Raw genomic sequence first — 15456 nt, forward strand, 5'->3', positions numbered from 1 at the left:
TAGTGACCGGTCCGCTCAGGGCGCTAACCCGCGTACTCAGGCGTACCGTCGACCCGGTGCCGTGCGGATCACCACAGCTCCGGCCAGCTGATCGTAGACGGGCCGGCCGTCGCCGAGCAGGACCCCGGCCAGATAGCTCGCCGCCACCACCGCGGCCGCCCCGACACCCACCCACGCCGGCCAGCCACCGCCGTCGTAGGCGGCCAGTGCAGCCAGGTAGGCCAACGGCACCGGCAGGCCGAGCTTGAACAGGTTGCGGACGATCGCCCGACCCAGACCGAGGTGGCCGGAGTCCGAGTCGCGACGCAGCCGCAGCCCACACGCCAGCTTGCCCGGGGTCGCTTCCAGCGGGCTGGCTTCGAAGCAGGCCAGGATCAGGGTGCCGGCCACCGCCACCAATGCGGCCTGCACCAGATGCGTGGCCAGGTTGCTCAGCGCAGGCTGGCGTCCGACCTGGAAGCCGGTGAAGATCAGGAGCAGCAGCCCACCGAACACGGCCACCACGCCGAGGTCGATCAGTCCGGCCACGAGGCGACGTCCCGACCAACTGCTCACCCGCCCAGGCTAGCGGGACCGAATGCCGAGCGGGCATCCGGGCGGGCCAGGCCTGCGGCAGAGGTTGAGAGTTCAGCGCCTAGCCAGGACCGCCTCGCGGGCCTTGAGAAGGCCAAAGAGCACGGTGTTCACCGGCACCGGCACGCCGGTCCGCTCCCCCAGAGCCATCATCGTCCCCGCGAAGCTGTCCACTTCGGTGGGGCGTCCAGCCAGGGCGTCCTGGGCCATCGAGGTGAAGTTGTCCGGGCCGAGTCCAGCCAGCACCTCCAGCCAGCGGTCCAGATCCGCCTCGCCCAGGCCGATGCCCAGGGCATTGGCCACCGCGATCACCTCGCGCTGGGCGGCGATCATCACGGCCCGGGCCTCCCCCTCCACCTGGAACACCCGGTACGGAGCGCCGATAATGGCCGACACCTGGTTCACCCCGACATTGATCAGGTACTTCCACCACAGCTCACGAACCATGTCGGACGGCACCTGGTAGGCGACGCCGGCCCGGTCGAAGATCGCCGCCACCGCGGCCACCTGGTCGGCGCGGGGGCCGGGGTTGGCCGGTTCACCGAAGACAATCCGGCCCAGCGACGAGTAGTGCACCTCACGGTCGTCCCGGACGGCGTCGATGCCGACGCTCAGCGCCAGGAGGACGGTGGCCTGCGGGAATGCCGCGGCCAGTACCTCTTCGCTGTCGATGCCGTTGAGCAGGCTGAGGATCACTGTGCCCGGCCCGACCTGCGGCGTGAGGAGCTCGATGGCCTCCTCCAGTGCGCCGCGCTTGACCGCGACCAGCACCAGATCCGCCGGCGCCTCGGCCGAGGTCACCATCGCGAAGGCGACAGGTTGGCCGTTCACCACGGTGGGTCGACTGCCGTAGCGAGCGATCCGGGCCGGGTCGGCCAGCACTTCGAGATCGATCCCGGCCTGTCGCAACACGCTGCCGTAGCCGGCCCCGACCGCGCCAAGGCCGACCAGGACGACCCGGGGACTCATCAGTCCGCCAGCGGGCCGAACTTCGCGCCGCGAGCGGTGAGCTCGGCTTCGCCGCCATCGGCAGCGGTGAGCACCCACAGACCACGGCTGGTGAGCGCGACGGTGTGTTCCCAGTGAGCAGCAACCGAGCCGTCCCGGGTGACGACCGTCCACTCGTCGTCGAGCACTGCGGTGTTCGGCGAACCCAGGGTGATCATCGGCTCGACGGCCAGGCACATGCCCTTGACCAGCTGTTCGCCGCGACCGGCCCGACCCAGGTTCGGGACGTCCGGCGGCTGATGCATGGCCGAGCCGATCCCATGTCCGGTGTACTCGCCGACGATTCCGTACTTCGTCCGGGCACTGCGCACCGAGCGCTCGACGGCCGCGCTGATGTCGCCGATCCGTCCACCGATCCGTGCCGCGGCGATCCCGGACCACATGGCGTTCCTGGTCGCCTCGCTGAGGGCAGCTCGCTCAGGGCTGAGCTCACCCACCCCGAAGGTGATGGCCGAGTCGCCGTGCCAACCGTCGATGGACAAGCCGAAATCGACGCTGACCAGGTCGCCGTCGACCAACGGACGCTCCGCCGGGATGCCGTGGACGATCACGTTGTTCACCGAGATGCAGGTGACCGCAGGGTATGGCGGCAGCCCGTAGCCGCCGCCATACCCGAGGAAGGATGACACTGCCCCGCCGTCGGCGATCATTGCCGCGGCCAGGCGATCCAGTTCGATCGGGCTGACTCCGGGACGGGCCGCTTCGCGGACCGCCGCCAGAATCTGCGCGACCAGGAGACCAGAGGCCCGCATCTTGCGGAGCTGGTCGTCGTTCTTCAGTTCGATGACCGGCCGGCGCCGGCTCATGATCAGGCCAGCTTCTCGTCGAGCGCTGCGGTGATCCGCTGAGCGACCTCGTCGATGGAGCCGATGCCGTCCACCTCGACCAGCAGACCGCGGTCGCGGTAGGTGGCCAGCAGCGGGTCGGTGGCTTCGGTGTAGATGACCATCCGGTTGCGGATGGTGTCGGCGTTGTCGTCCGCGCGGCCCTCGAGCTCGGCCCGCTTCAGCAGCCGGGCCACCAGCACGTCGGTGTCGGCGACCAGCGAGATCACCGCATCGATGGTCTGACCGCTCTTGGCCAGAGCCTCGTCGAGCGCGACGACCTGGCCGGAGGTGCGCGGGTAGCCGTCGAGCAGCCAGCCGGCGGCAGCGTCGGCTTCGACCAGACGATCGGCAACGATCGCGTTGGTGATCTCGTCGGGCACATAGCCGCCGTCGGCCATGATCCGGGAGACTTCCAGGCCCAGCGGGGTCTGGTTCTTCACGTTGGCACGGAAGATGTCTCCGGTTGAAATAGCGGGAATGCCGTAGTGAGCGGCAATGCCGACAGCCTGGGTGCCCTTACCGACGCCGGGGGGGCCCATGATGAGCAGTCTCATCTGAGGAATCCTTCATAGTTTCGTTGCTGCAACTGGCTCTGGATCTGCTTCACAGTGTCCAGGCCCACTCCGACGATGATCAGAATCGAGGTACCGCCGAAGGGGAACTTGTTGTGGGTGCCGAGCAGGATGAACGCGATCGCCGGGATCAACGCGATGATCCCCAGGTACATCGAGCCGGGCGCGGTGAGCCGGGACAGCACGTGGGCCAAGTAGCGCTCGGTCGGACGTCCGGCGCGGACGCCCGGGATGAAGCCGCCGTACTTCTTCATGTTGTCGCTGACCTCGACCGGATCGAAGGTGATCGACACGTAGAAGTAGGCGAAGAAGATGATCAGCAGGAAGAACACCGTCTCGTACACCCAGCTGCCGGTGGTCAGGTAGGTGGAGATCCAGTTCGACACCGGGTTGCCGGCCTGGAACTGGGCGTACAGCACCGGCAGGTAGAGCATCGAGGAGGCGAAGATCACCGGGATGACGCCGGCCTGGTTCACCTTGATCGGGATGTAGGTGGTGGTGCCACCCATCAGCTTGCGTCCGACCATCCGCTTGGCGTACTGGACCGGGATCCGGCGCTGCGCCTGCTCCATGTAGACCACGGCCGCCATCACCGCCAGGCCGATGGCGAGCACCAGAGCGAAGATCAGCCAGCCCTGCGCATTCGGCATGTTGTCGTTGCCGGGCATCGTGCCCCGGGACAGCGCGATGGCCCACAGCGAGGCCGGGAACTGCGCGGCGATCTGGGTGAAGATCATCACCGACATGCCGTTACCGACGCCACGGTCGGTGATCAGTTCGCCCAGCCACATGATCACGCCGGTTCCGGCGGTCATGGTCAGGATCATGGTGATGATCGGGAACAGGCCCTTGCTGTAGACCAGCTGCTCATTGCAGCCCGGGAACAGCTGCCCGTTCACCGCCAGGGTCACGAACGCGGTCGAGTTCAGCACCGCCAGCACGATGGTCAGGTAGCGGGTGTACTGGGTGATCTTCGCGGTCCCGGAGGCGCCCTCCTTCTTGAGGGCCTCCAGCCGCGGAATGACCACCGTCAGCAGCTGCAAGATGATGCTCGCGGTGATGTAGGGCATGATCCCCAGCGCGAAGATCGCCAGCTGGAGCAGCGCACCACCGGAGAACAGCTGAATCATCGAGTACAGGCCGGCAGAGTCACCGCTGCTTGCCTGGATCCGACAGGTGTTCACCGCCTGGATGTTGACGTTCGGAGCCGGGATCACCGAGCCCAGACGGAAGATCGCCAGAATCATCAGCGTGAACAGGATCTTCCTGCGCAGGTCAGGTGTCCGTAGCGCATTCGCGAATGCGGAAAGCATGTTACCGACCCAACTCCTTATCGTCTTCGGCGGCGCTGCCTGTCGGCAGCTCCACATGGGGCAGCGGACTAGGTCCGGCCAACCCGGGAAACTCTATCAAGGCCGACGCGATTTCTCGCATCGCGGTCCGACTACGCACAAGGGCTCCGGACGATGCCGGAGCCCTCATGCATGAATCGTGCGATCTACAGCTCGGTGACGCTTCCGCCAGCGGCCTCGATCTTGCTCTTCGCAGAGCCGGAGAACGCGTGCGCGCTCACCTGAACCGCAACCGAGATCTCGCCATTGCCGAGCACCTTGACCAGCTCACCGTCGCGGACGGCACCCTTGGCCACCAGGTCGGCCGGGGAAACCTGGCCACCCTCGGGGAACAAGGACGCGATGCGCGCCACGTTGACGACCTGGTACTCCACCCGGAACGGGTTCTTGAAGCCACGCAGCTTGGGCAGCCGCATGTGCAGCGGCATCTGCCCACCCTCGAAGTTCTCCGGGGTGTTCTTGCGTGCGCCGGTGCCCTTGGTACCGCGGCCGGCGGTCTTGCCCTTGGAGCCCTCGCCTCGACCCACGCGGGTCTTGGCGGTGTGGGCGCCCGGGGCCGGACGCAGGTGATGAACCTTTAGTGCCATGTCACTCGACCTCCTCAAGGACGACCAGGTGCGGAATGGCGGCGGCCATCCCCCGAATCTCGGGACGGTCCTCCTTCACCACCACGTCGCCGATGCGCTTCAACCCGAGGCTACGTAGGGTGTCGCGCTGGTTCTGCTTTCCACTGATCCCAGAACGAATCTGGGTGACCTTCAGGCGTGCCATCAGTGAACTCCCTCCGCCCGAGCCCGCAGGATCGCGGCCGGGGTCACGTCGGCAACCGGGAGGCCGCGACGCTTGGCCACTGCCTCCGGCTCTTCGAGGCTCTGCAGCGCGGCCACCGTGGCATGCACCACGTTGATCGCGTTGTCCGAGCCCAGCGACTTGGCCAGCACGTCGTGCACACCGGCGCACTCCAGGACGGCGCGAGCCGAGCCACCGGCGATGACGCCGGTACCCGGGGAGGCCGGACGCAGCATGACCACGCCAGCCGCCTTCTCACCCTGGACCGGGTGCGGAATCGTGCCCTGGATCCGCGGCACGCGGAAGAAGCTCTTCTTGGCCTCCTCGACACCCTTGGCGATTGCCGCGGGCACCTCCTTGGCCTTTCCGTAGCCGACGCCGACCATGCCGTCGCCATCGCCCACCACGACCAGTGCGGTGAAGCTGAACCGACGACCGCCCTTGACGACCTTCGCCACCCGGTTGATAGCGACTACGCGCTCCAGGTACTGGCTCTTCTCCTTCTCGGCAGCCGCATCCCGACCTCGACGGTCATCGCGGCCGCGACGCTGCTCACCACCGCCGGCGGCGCCGGCACCGCGGCGCTGCTGGGTTGTATTCATCGCTTGTTACCCTTCCGCTTCCGTCAGAATCCGAGGCCGGCCTCGCGGGCGCTGTCAGCCAGCGCTGCGATCCGTCCGTGGTACTTGTTGCCGGCTCGGTCGAAGACGACATCCGCGACACCCGCCTGCTTGGCCCGCTCGGCGAGCAGCTTGCCGACCGCCTTCGCCTTGGCCGACTTGTCGCCGGCCTCGGAGCGCAGCTCCAAGGAGGACGCGCTGGCCAAGGTGACGCCGACAGTGTCGTCGATGACCTGGGCGGCAATGTGACGGCTGGACCGGAACACCACCAAGCGCGGACGATCGGGGGTACCGGCAACCTTCTTGCGACCACGAGCCTGGCGACGCAGTCGCGCGGCAGCGCGATCGGCCATGCCCTTGTGCACCGAAAGTGAACTGGCCATCACTTACCAGCCTTTCCAACCTTGCGGCGAATCCGCTCGCCGGCGTAGCGCACGCCCTTGCCCTTGTACGGCTCAGGCTTGCGGATCTTGCGAATGTTGGCGGCGACTTCGCCGACCGCCTGCTTGTCGATCCCGTAGACGGTGAACTTGGTGTTCGCCTCCACCGAGAAAGTGATGCCCTCGGGCGCCTTCACGATGACCGGGTGCGAGAAGCCGAGCGCGAACTCGAGTTCCTGCGGGCTCTTCAAGGTGACGCGGTAACCCACGCCGACGATCTCGAGCTTCTTCTCGTAACCGTCGGTGACGCCGGTGACCATGTTCGCCACCAGGGTGCGGGTGAGTCCGTGCAGCGAGCGACTGGTGCGCTCGTCGTTCGGGCGGGTCACCTCGAGCTGACCCTCATCGTTGCGAGAGACCTTGATCGGCTCGGCGACGACGTGGGCCAGGGTGCCCTTGGGGCCCTTCACCGACACGGTCTGGCCGTCCAGAGTGACGTCCACTCCGGCGGGAATGGCAATCGGAAGCCTTCCAATGCGTGACATATCAGCTCCTCCTGCTCACCAGACGTAGGCGAGGACTTCGCCGCCCACGCTACGAGAGTTGGCCTCTTTGTCGGTCAGCAAACCTTGGGAGGTAGAAATGATCGCGATACCGAGGCCACCGAGGACCTTGGGCAGTGCGGTCGACTTGGCGTACACGCGCAGGCCCGGCTTGGAGATGCGACGCACCCCGGCGATCGAGCGCTCACGGTTAGCGCCGTACTTGAGGGTAACCTTCAGGGTCTTGCCGACCTCGCCCTCAGCGGGATCGATGACCTCGAAGTCAGCGATGTAGCCCTGGGCCTTCAGGATTTCGGCAATGCCAACCTTGATCTTGCTGTGCGGCATGCTGGTCGAGTCGTGGTACGCCTGGTTGGCGTTCCGCACCCGAGTCAGCATGTCCGCAATGGGATCGGTCATGGTCATGACTTGTGATGCCTCTTTCTCACCATGGTTTCCGGGCTACGCCCGGACCTTCGGCGGGTTGTGGTTGTCCTGGTATCGATTCACCAGGAGGACTTGATGACGCCGGGCAGCTCACCTGCGTGAGCCATCTCCCGGACGCAGATCCGGCACAGGCCGAACTTGCGGTACACGGCCTTCGGCCGGCCGCACTTGTTGCAGCGGGTGTAGGCGCGAACGGCGAACTTCGGCTTGCGGGCCTGCTTCACCTTCAGAGCGGTCTTTGCCATGGCTGATCAGCTCACTTCTTCTTCTTGCCCGAGAAAGCCGGGCCCTTCTTCTTCGCGACCTTGGCGACTTCGTCCGCCGCGGCCTTGAACGGGAAGCCGAGAGCCTTGAGCAGCGCCCGAGCCTCTTCGTCGTTCTCCGCTGTGGTGACGAAGGTGATGTCCATCCCCCGCAGCTTGTCGATCCGGTCCTGATCAATCTCGTGGAACATGACCTGCTCGGTCAGACCGAAGGTGTAGTTCCCCTTGCCGTCGAACTGACGAGCCGACAGACCGCGGAAGTCGCGGATCCGGGGCAGCGCCAAGGTGATCAGCCGGTCGGTGAACTCCCACATCCGATCGCCACGCAGGGTGACGTGGCAGCCGATCGGCATGCCCTCACGCAGCTTGAACTGAGCGATGGACTTGCGGGCCTTGGTGACCACCGGCTTCTGGCCGGTGATCGCCGTGAGGTCGCGCACCGCGGCATCGATCACCTTGGAGTCGCGAGCAGCCTCGCCGACGCCCATGTTCACCACGATCTTGGTCAGACCGGGGATCTGCATGACGTTCTCGTACTTGAACTCAGCCAGCAGCGCCGGGGCGATCTCGGAGCGGTACTTCTCCTTGAGCCTGGGCGCAGTCTTGGTCGCAGTGGCGGCCATCAGATTTCCTTCCCGGTCTTGCGCGCGATCCGGACGCTGCGAGTAGCGGTGTACTCGGTCCCGTCGGGACGACGCTTGGTGACCTCTTGCCGCTCGTAGCCGACCCGAGTCACCTCGTCCTTGCCGTCCACCTTCACGACCAGCTGCACGTTGGAGGCGTCGATCGGTGCCTCGGTGGTGATGATCCCGGCGGCGTTGTTCTGCCGGGTCTGCTGGTTCGGGGTGGCTGCCTTGTGCTTCTTGACCAGGTTCACGCCCTGGACGATCACACGTCCGTCACCGGGGAAGACCGCGATGATCTCGCCGACACGACCCTTGTCCTTGCCGGCGATGACCTTGACTCGGTCACCCTTCTTCACATGGAGCGAATTCGCCATGCTCACAACACCTCCGGCGCGAGCGAGATGATTCGCATGTACTTCTTCTCGCGCAGCTCACGGCCGACCGGGCCGAAGATGCGGGTGCCGCGAGGCTCCCCGTCGTTCTTCAGGATGACGGCGGCGTTCTCATCGAACTTGATGTAGGAGCCGTCGGGACGACGGGTCTCCTTCACGGTACGGACGACAACGGCCTTGACCACTTCGCCCTTCTTCACGTTGCCGCCGGGGATGGCGTCCTTGACGGTGGCCACGATCTTGTCGCCGAGACCGGCGTAGCGACGCTTGGAGCCGCCCAGCACGCGGATGCAAAGCAGTTCCTTCGCACCGGTGTTGTCGGCGACCTTGAGTCGCGTCTCCTGCTGGATCATCTGCAATCTCTCCTGGTCACTTGGCCTTTTCGAGGATCTCGATCACGCGCCACCGCTTGGTGGCAGAAAGCGGACGAGTCTCCATCACCCGAACGCGGTCACCCACGCCGGCCTCATTGGCCTCATCGTGGGCCTTGAGCCGCTCAGACTTGGTCATGACCTTGCCGTACAGCGGGTGCTTGATCCGCTGCTCGACGGCCACCACGACGGTCTTGTCCATCTTGTCGGAGACGACCAGGCCCTCTCGGACCTTACGTGCCCCGCGGGCTTCGTTCTGCTCGCTCATCTGACTCACTTGTCCTCATCCGGATCGGGCACGATGCCGAGGTTGCGCTCCTGCAGCACGGTGTAGATCCGCGCGATGTCCTTGCGGGCCTCGCGCAACCGGCCGTGGGTTTCGAGCTGACCGGTGGCAGCGGCGAACCGCAGCCCGAACAACTCTTCCTTCAACTCCAGCACCTTGGCGTTGAGCTCATCGCGGCTCAGTCCGCGAAGCTCAGTGGCCGTGACAGTCTTGGCCATCAGATGTCACCTACTTCCCGCTTGATGAAGCGAGCCTTGAACGGCAGCTTGTGAATGGCCAGCCGCATGGCTTCGCGGGCCACCGGCTCGTCCACACCGGAGAGCTCGAAGAGCACCCGGCCCGGCTTGATGTTGGCGATCCACCACTCGGGTGAACCCTTACCGGAACCCATCCGGGACTCCGCAGGGTGCTTGGTCATCGGGCGATCCGGGTAGACGTTGATCCAGACCTTGCCGCCACGCTTGATGTGGCGGGTCATGGCGATACGAGCACTCTCGATCTGACGGTTGGTCAGGTACGACGACTCCAGAGCCTGGATGCCGTAGTCACCGAAAGCGAGCTTGGTGCCACCCTTGGCCGCGCCACTCCGGTTCGGGTGGTGCTGCTTACGGTGCTTGACTCGACGGGGAATCAACATGGTCAGGCTCCTGCGGTCTCTACGGCCTCGGGCGCAGTGACGCCCTCAGCGACGGCTTCGGCGCGACGGCGTCCGCCGCGCTCGGGACGATCCCCACGGCCGGCACCGGCGCCATCGCGACGGGGGCCACGGGCCGGACGGCGCTGGCCGCCGGCTGCGGCGCGCGCTGCCTTCTGAGCGGCACGCTCGGCGCGGTTGCCCGACACGTCGCCCTTGTAGATCCAGACCTTCACGCCGATCCGGCCGAAGGTGGTGCGAGCCTCGTAGAACCCGTAGTCGATGTCCGCCCGGAGGGTGTGCAGCGGCACGCGACCCTCGCGGTAGAACTCCGAACGGCTCATTTCGGCGCCACCAAGACGGCCGGAGCACTGGATCCGGATGCCGAGGGCACCGGCGCGCATGGCGCTCTGCTGAGCCTTGCGCATCGCGCGGCGGAAGGCCACGCGGGCGCCGAGCTGCTCGGCAATGCCCTGGGCAACGAGCTGCGCATCGGTCTCGGGGTTCTTCACCTCGAGGATGTTCAGCTGCACCTGCTTGCTGGTGAGCTTCTCGAGCTCGGCGCGCACCCGCTCCGCCTCGGCGCCGTTACGGCCGATGACGATGCCCGGGCGTGCCGCGTACAGGAAGATGGTCACCCGCTCGCTGCGACGCTCGATCTCGACGCTGGAGATGCCGGCGCGCTCGAGGTTCTTAGCCAGGAAGCGACGGATCTTGACGTCCTCAGAGACCAGATCCGAGTAGCTCTTGTCGGCGTACCAACGGGTCTTGTGGTCAGTGGTGATCCCGAGGCGGAAGCCGTGGGGGTTGATCTTTTGGCCCATGCTCAGGCTCCCTTCACGGTCTTGGGCTCGACAACAACGGTGATGTGGCTGGCCCGCTTGAGAATCCGGCTGGCCGAACCCTTCGCCCGCGGCCGGATTCGACGCAGGGTCATCCCCTCGTCGACAAAGGCCTGGGAGACGAAAAGCTCCTCAGCGCGGAGACCTGCAGTGGTCTCAGCATTGGCAGTGGCACTGGCCACCACCTTGTACACGGGCTCGGAGGCCGCCTGCGGCGCGAACTTGAGCGTGTTCAGGGCGTCAGTGACGTCCATCCCTCGCACCAGATCAACGACGCGACGAACCTTCAGCGGGCTCATCCGGACGTGACGCGCGATCGCGTACGAGCCAGGACGATCCCCGAGCAGGGCTGCGCGACGGGTGGGTCGCTCCTTATTGCTCACTTGAATCAATTCCTCTTCTCGCCCACTCAGCGGCGGCGCGACTTCTTGTCTTCCTTGATGTGCCCGCGGTAGGTGCGGGTGGGGGCGAACTCGCCCAGCTTGTGGCCGATCATCGAGTCGGTCACGAACACCGGCACATGCTTGCGGCCGTCATGCACCGCAATGGTGTGCCCGATCATGTCCGGGGTGATCATGGAGCGACGCGACCAGGTCTTGATGACCTGCTTGGTGCCCGCCGCGTTCTGGGTGTCGACCTTCTTGACCAGATGGTCGTCGACGAACGGGCCCTTCTTCAGGCTGCGTGGCATTGTGTTACCTCACCTGTCCTATCAGCGCTTCTTGCCGGACTTGCGGCGGCGGATGATCAGGCGAGAACTCGCCTTGTTCTTGTCTCGAGTACGGCCCTCGGGCTTGCCCCACGGAGTAACCGGGTGGCGACCACCGGAGGTCTTACCCTCACCACCACCGTGCGGGTGGTCGATCGGGTTCATGGCAACACCGCGGACGGTCGGGCGGACGCCCTTCCAGCGGCTACGGCCGGCCTTGCCCCAGTTGATGTTCGACTGCTCGGCGTTGCCGACCTCACCGATGGTGGCGCGGCAGCGCACATCGACCAGGCGCATTTCGCCGGACGGCAGACGCAGGGTGGCCATCTTGCCCTCGCGGGCGATCAGCTGGATCTTGGCGCCGGCCGAACGACCGAGCTTGGCCCCACCGCCTGGACGCATCTCCACCGCGTGCACCGTGGTGCCCACCGGGATGTTGCGCAGCGGCAGGTTGTTGCCGGGCTTGATGTCGGCAGCCTCGCCGGCCTCGACCATCGCGCCCTGGACCAGGCCGTTGGGAGCGATGATGTAGCGCTTCTCGCCGTCCGCGTAGTGCAGCAGCGCGATCCGGGCGGTGCGGTTCGGGTCGTACTCGATGTGAGCGACCTTGGCCGGAACACCGTCCTTGTCGTAGCGGCGGAAGTCGATCAGCCGGTAGGCCTGCTTGTGACCGCCACCGATGTGCCGGGTGGTGATCCGGCCGGAGTTGTTCCGGCCACCGGTCTTCGGCTTGGGAGCCAGCAGCGACTTCTCCGGCGTGGAGCGAGTCAGTTCGACGAAGTCGGCCACAGAGGAGCCACGACGGCCCGGAGTGGTCGGCTTGTACTTACGGATACCCATGAGTTCGTTTTCCTATCTCGGCTCAGGCCAGCGGCCCGGAGAAGATATCGATGCGCTGACCGTCAGCGACGCTCACAATGGCGCGCTTGGTGTCAGGACGCTTGCCCCAGCCCGACTTGGTGCGACGGCGCTTGCCCTCGCGGTTGCTGGTGTTGACGCCGGTGACCTTGACCCCGAACACGGACTCGACCGCGATCTTGATCTCGGTCTTGTTGGCGTCCGGAGAGACCAGGAAGGTGTACTTGTTCTCGTCCAGCAGGCCGTAGCTCTTCTCGCTGACCACGGGGGCCAACAGGATGTCGCGGTGGTCGCGGATCTTCAGGTCGCTCACTTCGCGTCCTCCTCGGTCTCGATGGTCAGGCTGACCTCGCCCTTCACCGGACCGGCCACGAAGGCGGCCAGCGCAGCGGAGGTGAACACGACGTCGTCGCTGATCAGAACGTCGTAGGCGTTCAGCTGGTCGACGGCCAGGGCGTGCACCGAGGCGACGTTGCGCAGGCTCAGCCAGGCGACGTCCTCGTCACGATCCAGGACCACCAGCAGCTTGCTGCCGCCGAGGCTGGCCAGCGCCTGCAGCGCGGCCTTGGTGGACGGCTGCTCGCCGGTCACCACGGAATCGACAACGTGGATGCGGCCGTCGCGAGCCCGATCCGAGAGCGCCCCGCGCAGAGCGGCAGCAATCATCTTCTTCGGGGTGCGCTGGGCGTAGCTGCGCGGCTGCGGGCCGTGCACGACGCCACCGCCGGTCCACTGCGGAGCCCGGCGCGAACCCTGACGGGCGCGACCGGTGCCCTTCTGACGCCACGGCTTGGCGCCACCGCCGGCGACATCGCCGCGGGTCTTGGTGGCGTGGGTGCCCTGACGAGCAGCGGCCTGCTGAGCCACCACAACCTGGTGGATCAGCGGCACATTGGTCTGAACGTCGAACAGGTCAGCCGGAAGCTCGGCCTTGCTCGACTTGGTGCCCAGCACCGGAACGGTACGGGTCTCGCTCATGCCTGAGCTCCCTTCTTGGCCGCGGTGCGCACCACGATCAGGGCGCCCTTGGGTCCGGGCACCGAGCCCTTGACCAGGATCAGCCCGCGCTCGGCGTCGACGGCGTGGATGGACAAGTTCTGCACGGTGACCTTCTCGACACCCATCCGGCCGGCCATCCGGGTGCCCTTGAAGACGTGACCCGGGGTGGCGCAGGCGCCGATGGAGCCCGGCGAGCGGTGCTTGCGGTGCACACCGTGGGTAGCCCGCAGACCGGCGAAGCCGTGCCGCTTCATGACACCCGCGGTGCCCTTGCCCTTGGTGACGCCGGTGACGTCCACGATCTCGGCCGCCTCGAACAGCTCGGCGGTGAGCTCCTGACCCAAGGTGTAGGTGCTGGCGTCACCGGTGCGCAGCTCCACGAGGTGCTTGCGCGGGGTGACCCCTGCCTTCTCGAAGTGCCCGGCAGCGGGCTTGGTGACGGCCTTGGCCTTGACCGCACCGAAACCGAGCTGAACGGCGGAGTAGCCATCAACATCGGGAGTGCGGACCTGGGTCACCACACAGGGACCGGCCTGAATGACGGTCACCGGGACGACCTTGTTGTTCTCGTCCCAGACCTGGGTCATGCCGAGCTTGGTGCCCAGCAGCCCCTTCACGTTTCGTTCGCTCATGACGCCTGACCTCACGGGAGCTTGATCTCGATGTCGACACCGGCCGGAAGATCGAGTCGCATCAGCGAGTCCACCGTCTTCGGCGTCGGGTCGAGGATGTCGATCAGCCGCTTGTGGGTGCGCATCTCAAAATGCTCGCGGCTGTCCTTGTACTTGTGGGGAGAACGGATCACGCAGAACACGTTCTTCTCGGTCGGCAGGGGCACAGGGCCTGCCACCTTGGCGCCGGTACGGGTCACAGTGTCGACGATCTTCTTCGCCGACGAGTCAATGACCTCGTGGTCGTAAGCCCGGAGTCGGATCCGGATCTTCTGTCCCGCCACTGGTTCGTCCTTCTTCTAGGCTGTCTCGTCCGGCTGCATCTACCGAGCGAGTATGTTCCTCCGACCCCCGGGGTCGGGCGTGTCGGACCAGTTCTGGGCCGCACATGACCGTTTTTGATTGGTCGTGGTAGGGCCCGGCACCCGCGCGCCAGACTTGCCGAAAGGCCGCCACAGCGGGCGTCCTTGTCGGAGCAACCTGTCGATTCTTTCATGCTGGGCGGCGTCCTGCCAAATCCCGTGGGACGGGCACTATTGGCCGGGTGAGCTTCTCAAACCCGCCATCGCCCGCCGACCACCACCATAGCCGGATCGGAGCCGGAATCACCCTGGGTTTGGCCGCTTCTTTGGCCTTCGCAACCTCGGGCACCTTCGTCCGTCCACTGCTGGAGGCCGGCTGGACTCCGGGCGCGGCGGTGTTCTGGCGGGTGCTGGTCGCGTCGGTCCTGTTGGCACCGTTCGGGCTGTGGGCTATGCGCGGCCATTGGGGAGAACTGCGCGCTGAGTGGTTCCGGGTGCTCGCCTTCGGACTGCTGGCCGTCGCCATGGCGCAAGGCATGTACTTCTCCGCGGTCTCCCGGATGAGCGTCAGTGTGGCGCTGCTGCTGGAGTACATGGCCCCGGTGGCGCTGGTGCTGCTGGCCTGGGTGCGCACCCGCAAGGCGCCGTCCGGGCTGATTCTGGCCGGAAGCGCGGCCAGTGTGGTCGGACTCTTCTGCGTCCTCGACCTCACCGGAGCCCGGCTGGACGGCCTGGGCGTGCTGTTCGCCATGGGGGCCATGGTCGGCGCAGCTGCGTACTTCGCGATCGGTTCCGGCGACTCGAAGCTCCCGGCGCTGGCACTGCCGGCGTTCGGCCTGCCGATCGGGGCGGTGGCGCTCGGCCTGCTGATCGCGGTCGGAGCACTCCCCTACTCCGCGCCGCTGGTGGACGTCACCCTGCTCGGCCATCAGGTGCCGTGGTGGGTGCCGCTGTCGGTGGTGATCGTGGTGGCCACTGCCGCCGCCTATGCGCTCGGCCTGGCCGGACTCCCGCTGATGGGTGAGCGGTTGTCCAGCTTCGTCAGCCTGTCGGAAGTGCTGTTCGCCACCGCGGTGGCCGCACTGATACTCGGCGAGATCCCCAGTCCGATGCAGCTCCTCGGCGGGGTCGGGATCATTGCCGGAGTCGTGCTGATCCGGTTGGACGGGATGAGCACGGCGCCGGCGCCGGCCGAGGAACTCGTCGCGCTCGACTGAGCGGCTGGGGCGCGCACCGCCGGAGCCCGGCGCAACCTGACTGTGACCCGAGCGCCGGGCCACAGGTCGTTCCTCTGTGACCCGGCACAGCCAGCGGCCTCAGGGCTCAGGAGGCCCCGATCAGCGCACGTGCATGGCAGCCGGTCGCGGGCCCGCAGGGCGCACCCCGTCGGGCC

General features: G+C 66.4%; 27 protein-coding genes. 1 reads left to right on the forward strand and 26 read right to left on the reverse strand.

Annotation, left to right across the window (positions count from 1 at the left end):
* Positions 1-36 precede the first annotated feature (36 nt).
* From ATK74_RS07600 to rpsJ, 26 genes are all read right to left on the reverse strand, one after another.
* Complete coding sequence (locus tag ATK74_RS07600; protein WP_098460466.1) at positions 37-555, reverse strand: RDD family protein; 519 nt, start codon at positions 553-555, stop codon at positions 37-39.
* Positions 556-627: 72 nt separating this feature from the next.
* Positions 628-1542 carry a ketopantoate reductase family protein gene (locus tag ATK74_RS07605; protein WP_098460467.1) on the reverse strand — a complete coding sequence of 305 codons (915 nt, stop codon included), beginning with the start codon at positions 1540-1542 and terminating at the stop codon, positions 628-630.
* A complete protein-coding gene (map, locus tag ATK74_RS07610; RefSeq protein ID WP_425440116.1) occupies positions 1542-2390 on the reverse strand; it encodes a type I methionyl aminopeptidase in 849 nt (282 codons plus the stop codon). The genes ATK74_RS07605 and map overlap by 1 nt, the downstream gene beginning before the upstream one ends.
* On the reverse strand, positions 2390-2962 hold the full coding sequence (locus ATK74_RS07615) for an adenylate kinase (protein WP_098460469.1): 573 nt from the start codon (positions 2960-2962) through the stop codon (positions 2390-2392). Before ATK74_RS07615 ends, map begins: the two co-directional genes overlap by 1 nt.
* Positions 2959-4293 (reverse strand): preprotein translocase subunit SecY, encoded by a 1335-nt coding sequence (secY, locus tag ATK74_RS07620; RefSeq protein WP_098460470.1) that lies wholly within the window; start codon positions 4291-4293, stop codon positions 2959-2961. Before secY ends, ATK74_RS07615 begins: the two co-directional genes overlap by 4 nt.
* A gap of 185 nt (positions 4294-4478) precedes the next feature.
* Positions 4479-4919 carry a 50S ribosomal protein L15 gene (rplO, locus tag ATK74_RS07625; RefSeq protein WP_098460471.1) on the reverse strand — a complete coding sequence of 147 codons (441 nt, stop codon included), beginning with the start codon at positions 4917-4919 and terminating at the stop codon, positions 4479-4481.
* 1 nt (position 4920) lies between these two features.
* A complete protein-coding gene (gene rpmD, locus ATK74_RS07630) occupies positions 4921-5103 on the reverse strand; it encodes a 50S ribosomal protein L30 (protein ID WP_098460472.1) in 183 nt (60 codons plus the stop codon).
* A complete protein-coding gene (rpsE, locus tag ATK74_RS07635) occupies positions 5103-5723 on the reverse strand; it encodes a 30S ribosomal protein S5 (protein WP_098460473.1) in 621 nt (206 codons plus the stop codon). Before rpsE ends, rpmD begins: the two co-directional genes overlap by 1 nt.
* Before the next feature lie 23 nt (positions 5724-5746).
* Complete coding sequence (gene rplR, locus ATK74_RS07640) at positions 5747-6124, reverse strand: 50S ribosomal protein L18 (RefSeq protein ID WP_098460474.1); 378 nt, start codon at positions 6122-6124, stop codon at positions 5747-5749.
* Positions 6124-6666, reverse strand: coding sequence for a 50S ribosomal protein L6 (gene rplF / locus ATK74_RS07645; RefSeq protein ID WP_098460475.1), 543 nt, complete (start codon positions 6664-6666; stop codon positions 6124-6126). Before rplF ends, rplR begins: the two co-directional genes overlap by 1 nt.
* Positions 6667-6681: 15 nt before the next feature.
* Positions 6682-7089: a 30S ribosomal protein S8 gene (gene rpsH, locus ATK74_RS07650; RefSeq protein WP_098460476.1), complete on the reverse strand. Its 408-nt coding sequence runs from the start codon at positions 7087-7089 to the stop codon at positions 6682-6684.
* Between the two features lie 80 nt (positions 7090-7169).
* Positions 7170-7355, reverse strand: a complete 186-nt coding sequence (locus ATK74_RS07655) for a type Z 30S ribosomal protein S14 (protein WP_098460477.1) — start codon at positions 7353-7355, stop codon at positions 7170-7172.
* A gap of 11 nt (positions 7356-7366) precedes the next feature.
* Entirely contained in the window at positions 7367-7996 is a 630-nt protein-coding gene (gene rplE / locus ATK74_RS07660; RefSeq protein ID WP_098460478.1) for a 50S ribosomal protein L5, read from the reverse strand.
* Positions 7996-8373 carry a 50S ribosomal protein L24 gene (rplX, locus tag ATK74_RS07665; protein ID WP_098460479.1) on the reverse strand — a complete coding sequence of 126 codons (378 nt, stop codon included), beginning with the start codon at positions 8371-8373 and terminating at the stop codon, positions 7996-7998. Before rplX ends, rplE begins: the two co-directional genes overlap by 1 nt.
* 2 nt (positions 8374-8375) lie before the next feature.
* Positions 8376-8744 (reverse strand): 50S ribosomal protein L14, encoded by a 369-nt coding sequence (gene rplN, locus ATK74_RS07670; RefSeq protein WP_098460480.1) that lies wholly within the window; start codon positions 8742-8744, stop codon positions 8376-8378.
* Positions 8745-8760: 16 nt separating this feature from the next.
* Positions 8761-9030: a 30S ribosomal protein S17 gene (gene rpsQ, locus ATK74_RS07675; RefSeq protein ID WP_098462120.1), complete on the reverse strand. Its 270-nt coding sequence runs from the start codon at positions 9028-9030 to the stop codon at positions 8761-8763.
* A gap of 5 nt (positions 9031-9035) precedes the next feature.
* On the reverse strand, positions 9036-9266 hold the full coding sequence (gene rpmC / locus ATK74_RS07680; RefSeq protein WP_098460481.1) for a 50S ribosomal protein L29: 231 nt from the start codon (positions 9264-9266) through the stop codon (positions 9036-9038).
* On the reverse strand, positions 9266-9685 hold the full coding sequence (gene rplP / locus ATK74_RS07685) for a 50S ribosomal protein L16 (RefSeq protein WP_098460482.1): 420 nt from the start codon (positions 9683-9685) through the stop codon (positions 9266-9268). Before rplP ends, rpmC begins: the two co-directional genes overlap by 1 nt.
* Before the next feature lie 2 nt (positions 9686-9687).
* Entirely contained in the window at positions 9688-10506 is an 819-nt protein-coding gene (gene rpsC, locus ATK74_RS07690) for a 30S ribosomal protein S3 (protein WP_098460483.1), read from the reverse strand.
* Between the two features lie 2 nt (positions 10507-10508).
* A complete protein-coding gene (gene rplV, locus ATK74_RS07695) occupies positions 10509-10907 on the reverse strand; it encodes a 50S ribosomal protein L22 (protein ID WP_098460484.1) in 399 nt (132 codons plus the stop codon).
* A gap of 26 nt (positions 10908-10933) precedes the next feature.
* Entirely contained in the window at positions 10934-11215 is a 282-nt protein-coding gene (gene rpsS, locus ATK74_RS07700; protein ID WP_098460485.1) for a 30S ribosomal protein S19, read from the reverse strand.
* Between the two features lie 21 nt (positions 11216-11236).
* Complete coding sequence (gene rplB, locus ATK74_RS07705) at positions 11237-12073, reverse strand: 50S ribosomal protein L2 (RefSeq protein WP_098460486.1); 837 nt, start codon at positions 12071-12073, stop codon at positions 11237-11239.
* 22 nt (positions 12074-12095) lie between these two features.
* Complete coding sequence (gene rplW / locus ATK74_RS07710) at positions 12096-12404, reverse strand: 50S ribosomal protein L23 (protein WP_211283310.1); 309 nt, start codon at positions 12402-12404, stop codon at positions 12096-12098.
* Positions 12401-13069, reverse strand: a complete 669-nt coding sequence (gene rplD, locus ATK74_RS07715) for a 50S ribosomal protein L4 (protein ID WP_098460487.1) — start codon at positions 13067-13069, stop codon at positions 12401-12403. The genes rplW and rplD overlap by 4 nt, the downstream gene beginning before the upstream one ends.
* Positions 13066-13722, reverse strand: coding sequence for a 50S ribosomal protein L3 (gene rplC / locus ATK74_RS07720; protein WP_098460488.1), 657 nt, complete (start codon positions 13720-13722; stop codon positions 13066-13068). The genes rplD and rplC overlap by 4 nt, the downstream gene beginning before the upstream one ends.
* 11 nt (positions 13723-13733) lie before the next feature.
* Complete coding sequence (gene rpsJ, locus ATK74_RS07725) at positions 13734-14045, reverse strand: 30S ribosomal protein S10 (RefSeq protein ID WP_020488540.1); 312 nt, start codon at positions 14043-14045, stop codon at positions 13734-13736.
* 260 nt (positions 14046-14305) lie between these two features.
* Between rpsJ and ATK74_RS07730 the strand changes: the two genes are divergently transcribed.
* Positions 14306-15280: an EamA family transporter gene (locus tag ATK74_RS07730; protein ID WP_098460489.1), complete on the forward strand. Its 975-nt coding sequence runs from the start codon at positions 14306-14308 to the stop codon at positions 15278-15280.
* Positions 15281-15456 lie beyond the last annotated feature (176 nt).

This window comes from Propionicimonas paludicola, from assembly GCF_002563675.1.
GTDB classification, from domain to species: domain Bacteria; phylum Actinomycetota; class Actinomycetes; order Propionibacteriales; family Propionibacteriaceae; genus Propionicimonas; species Propionicimonas paludicola.

Coding starts and splice junctions, on each gene's coding strand:
- rplX (WP_098460479.1), bottom strand. CDS start 8,373: ATGGCGAATTCGCTCCATGTGAAGAAGGGTGACCGAGTCAAGGTCATC.
- rpmC (WP_098460481.1), bottom strand. CDS start 9,266: ATGGCCAAGACTGTCACGGCCACTGAGCTTCGCGGACTGAGCCGCGAT.
- rplO (WP_098460471.1), bottom strand. CDS start 4,919: ATGGCACTAAAGGTTCATCACCTGCGTCCGGCCCCGGGCGCCCACACC.
- rpsC (WP_098460483.1), bottom strand. CDS start 10,506: ATGGGCCAAAAGATCAACCCCCACGGCTTCCGCCTCGGGATCACCACT.
- secY (WP_098460470.1), bottom strand. CDS start 4,293: ATGCTTTCCGCATTCGCGAATGCGCTACGGACACCTGACCTGCGCAGG.
- ATK74_RS07615 (WP_098460469.1), bottom strand. CDS start 2,962: ATGAGACTGCTCATCATGGGCCCCCCCGGCGTCGGTAAGGGCACCCAG.
- rpsH (WP_098460476.1), bottom strand. CDS start 7,089: ATGACCATGACCGATCCCATTGCGGACATGCTGACTCGGGTGCGGAAC.
- rplR (WP_098460474.1), bottom strand. CDS start 6,124: ATGGCCAGTTCACTTTCGGTGCACAAGGGCATGGCCGATCGCGCTGCC.
- rplP (WP_098460482.1), bottom strand. CDS start 9,685: ATGTTGATTCCCCGTCGAGTCAAGCACCGTAAGCAGCACCACCCGAAC.
- rplD (WP_098460487.1), bottom strand. CDS start 13,069: ATGAGCGAGACCCGTACCGTTCCGGTGCTGGGCACCAAGTCGAGCAAG.
- rplE (WP_098460478.1), bottom strand. CDS start 7,996: ATGGCCGCCACTGCGACCAAGACTGCGCCCAGGCTCAAGGAGAAGTAC.
- ATK74_RS07605 (WP_098460467.1), bottom strand. CDS start 1,542: ATGAGTCCCCGGGTCGTCCTGGTCGGCCTTGGCGCGGTCGGGGCCGGC.
- rplN (WP_098460480.1), bottom strand. CDS start 8,744: ATGATCCAGCAGGAGACGCGACTCAAGGTCGCCGACAACACCGGTGCG.
- rpmD (WP_098460472.1), bottom strand. CDS start 5,103: ATGGCACGCCTGAAGGTCACCCAGATTCGTTCTGGGATCAGTGGAAAG.
- rplC (WP_098460488.1), bottom strand. CDS start 13,722: ATGAGCGAACGAAACGTGAAGGGGCTGCTGGGCACCAAGCTCGGCATG.
- rpsE (WP_098460473.1), bottom strand. CDS start 5,723: ATGAATACAACCCAGCAGCGCCGCGGTGCCGGCGCCGCCGGCGGTGGT.
- rpsQ (WP_098462120.1), bottom strand. CDS start 9,030: ATGAGCGAGCAGAACGAAGCCCGCGGGGCACGTAAGGTCCGAGAGGGC.
- rpsS (WP_098460485.1), bottom strand. CDS start 11,215: ATGCCACGCAGCCTGAAGAAGGGCCCGTTCGTCGACGACCATCTGGTC.
- rplB (WP_098460486.1), bottom strand. CDS start 12,073: ATGGGTATCCGTAAGTACAAGCCGACCACTCCGGGCCGTCGTGGCTCC.
- rplF (WP_098460475.1), bottom strand. CDS start 6,666: ATGTCACGCATTGGAAGGCTTCCGATTGCCATTCCCGCCGGAGTGGAC.
- ATK74_RS07655 (WP_098460477.1), bottom strand. CDS start 7,355: ATGGCAAAGACCGCTCTGAAGGTGAAGCAGGCCCGCAAGCCGAAGTTC.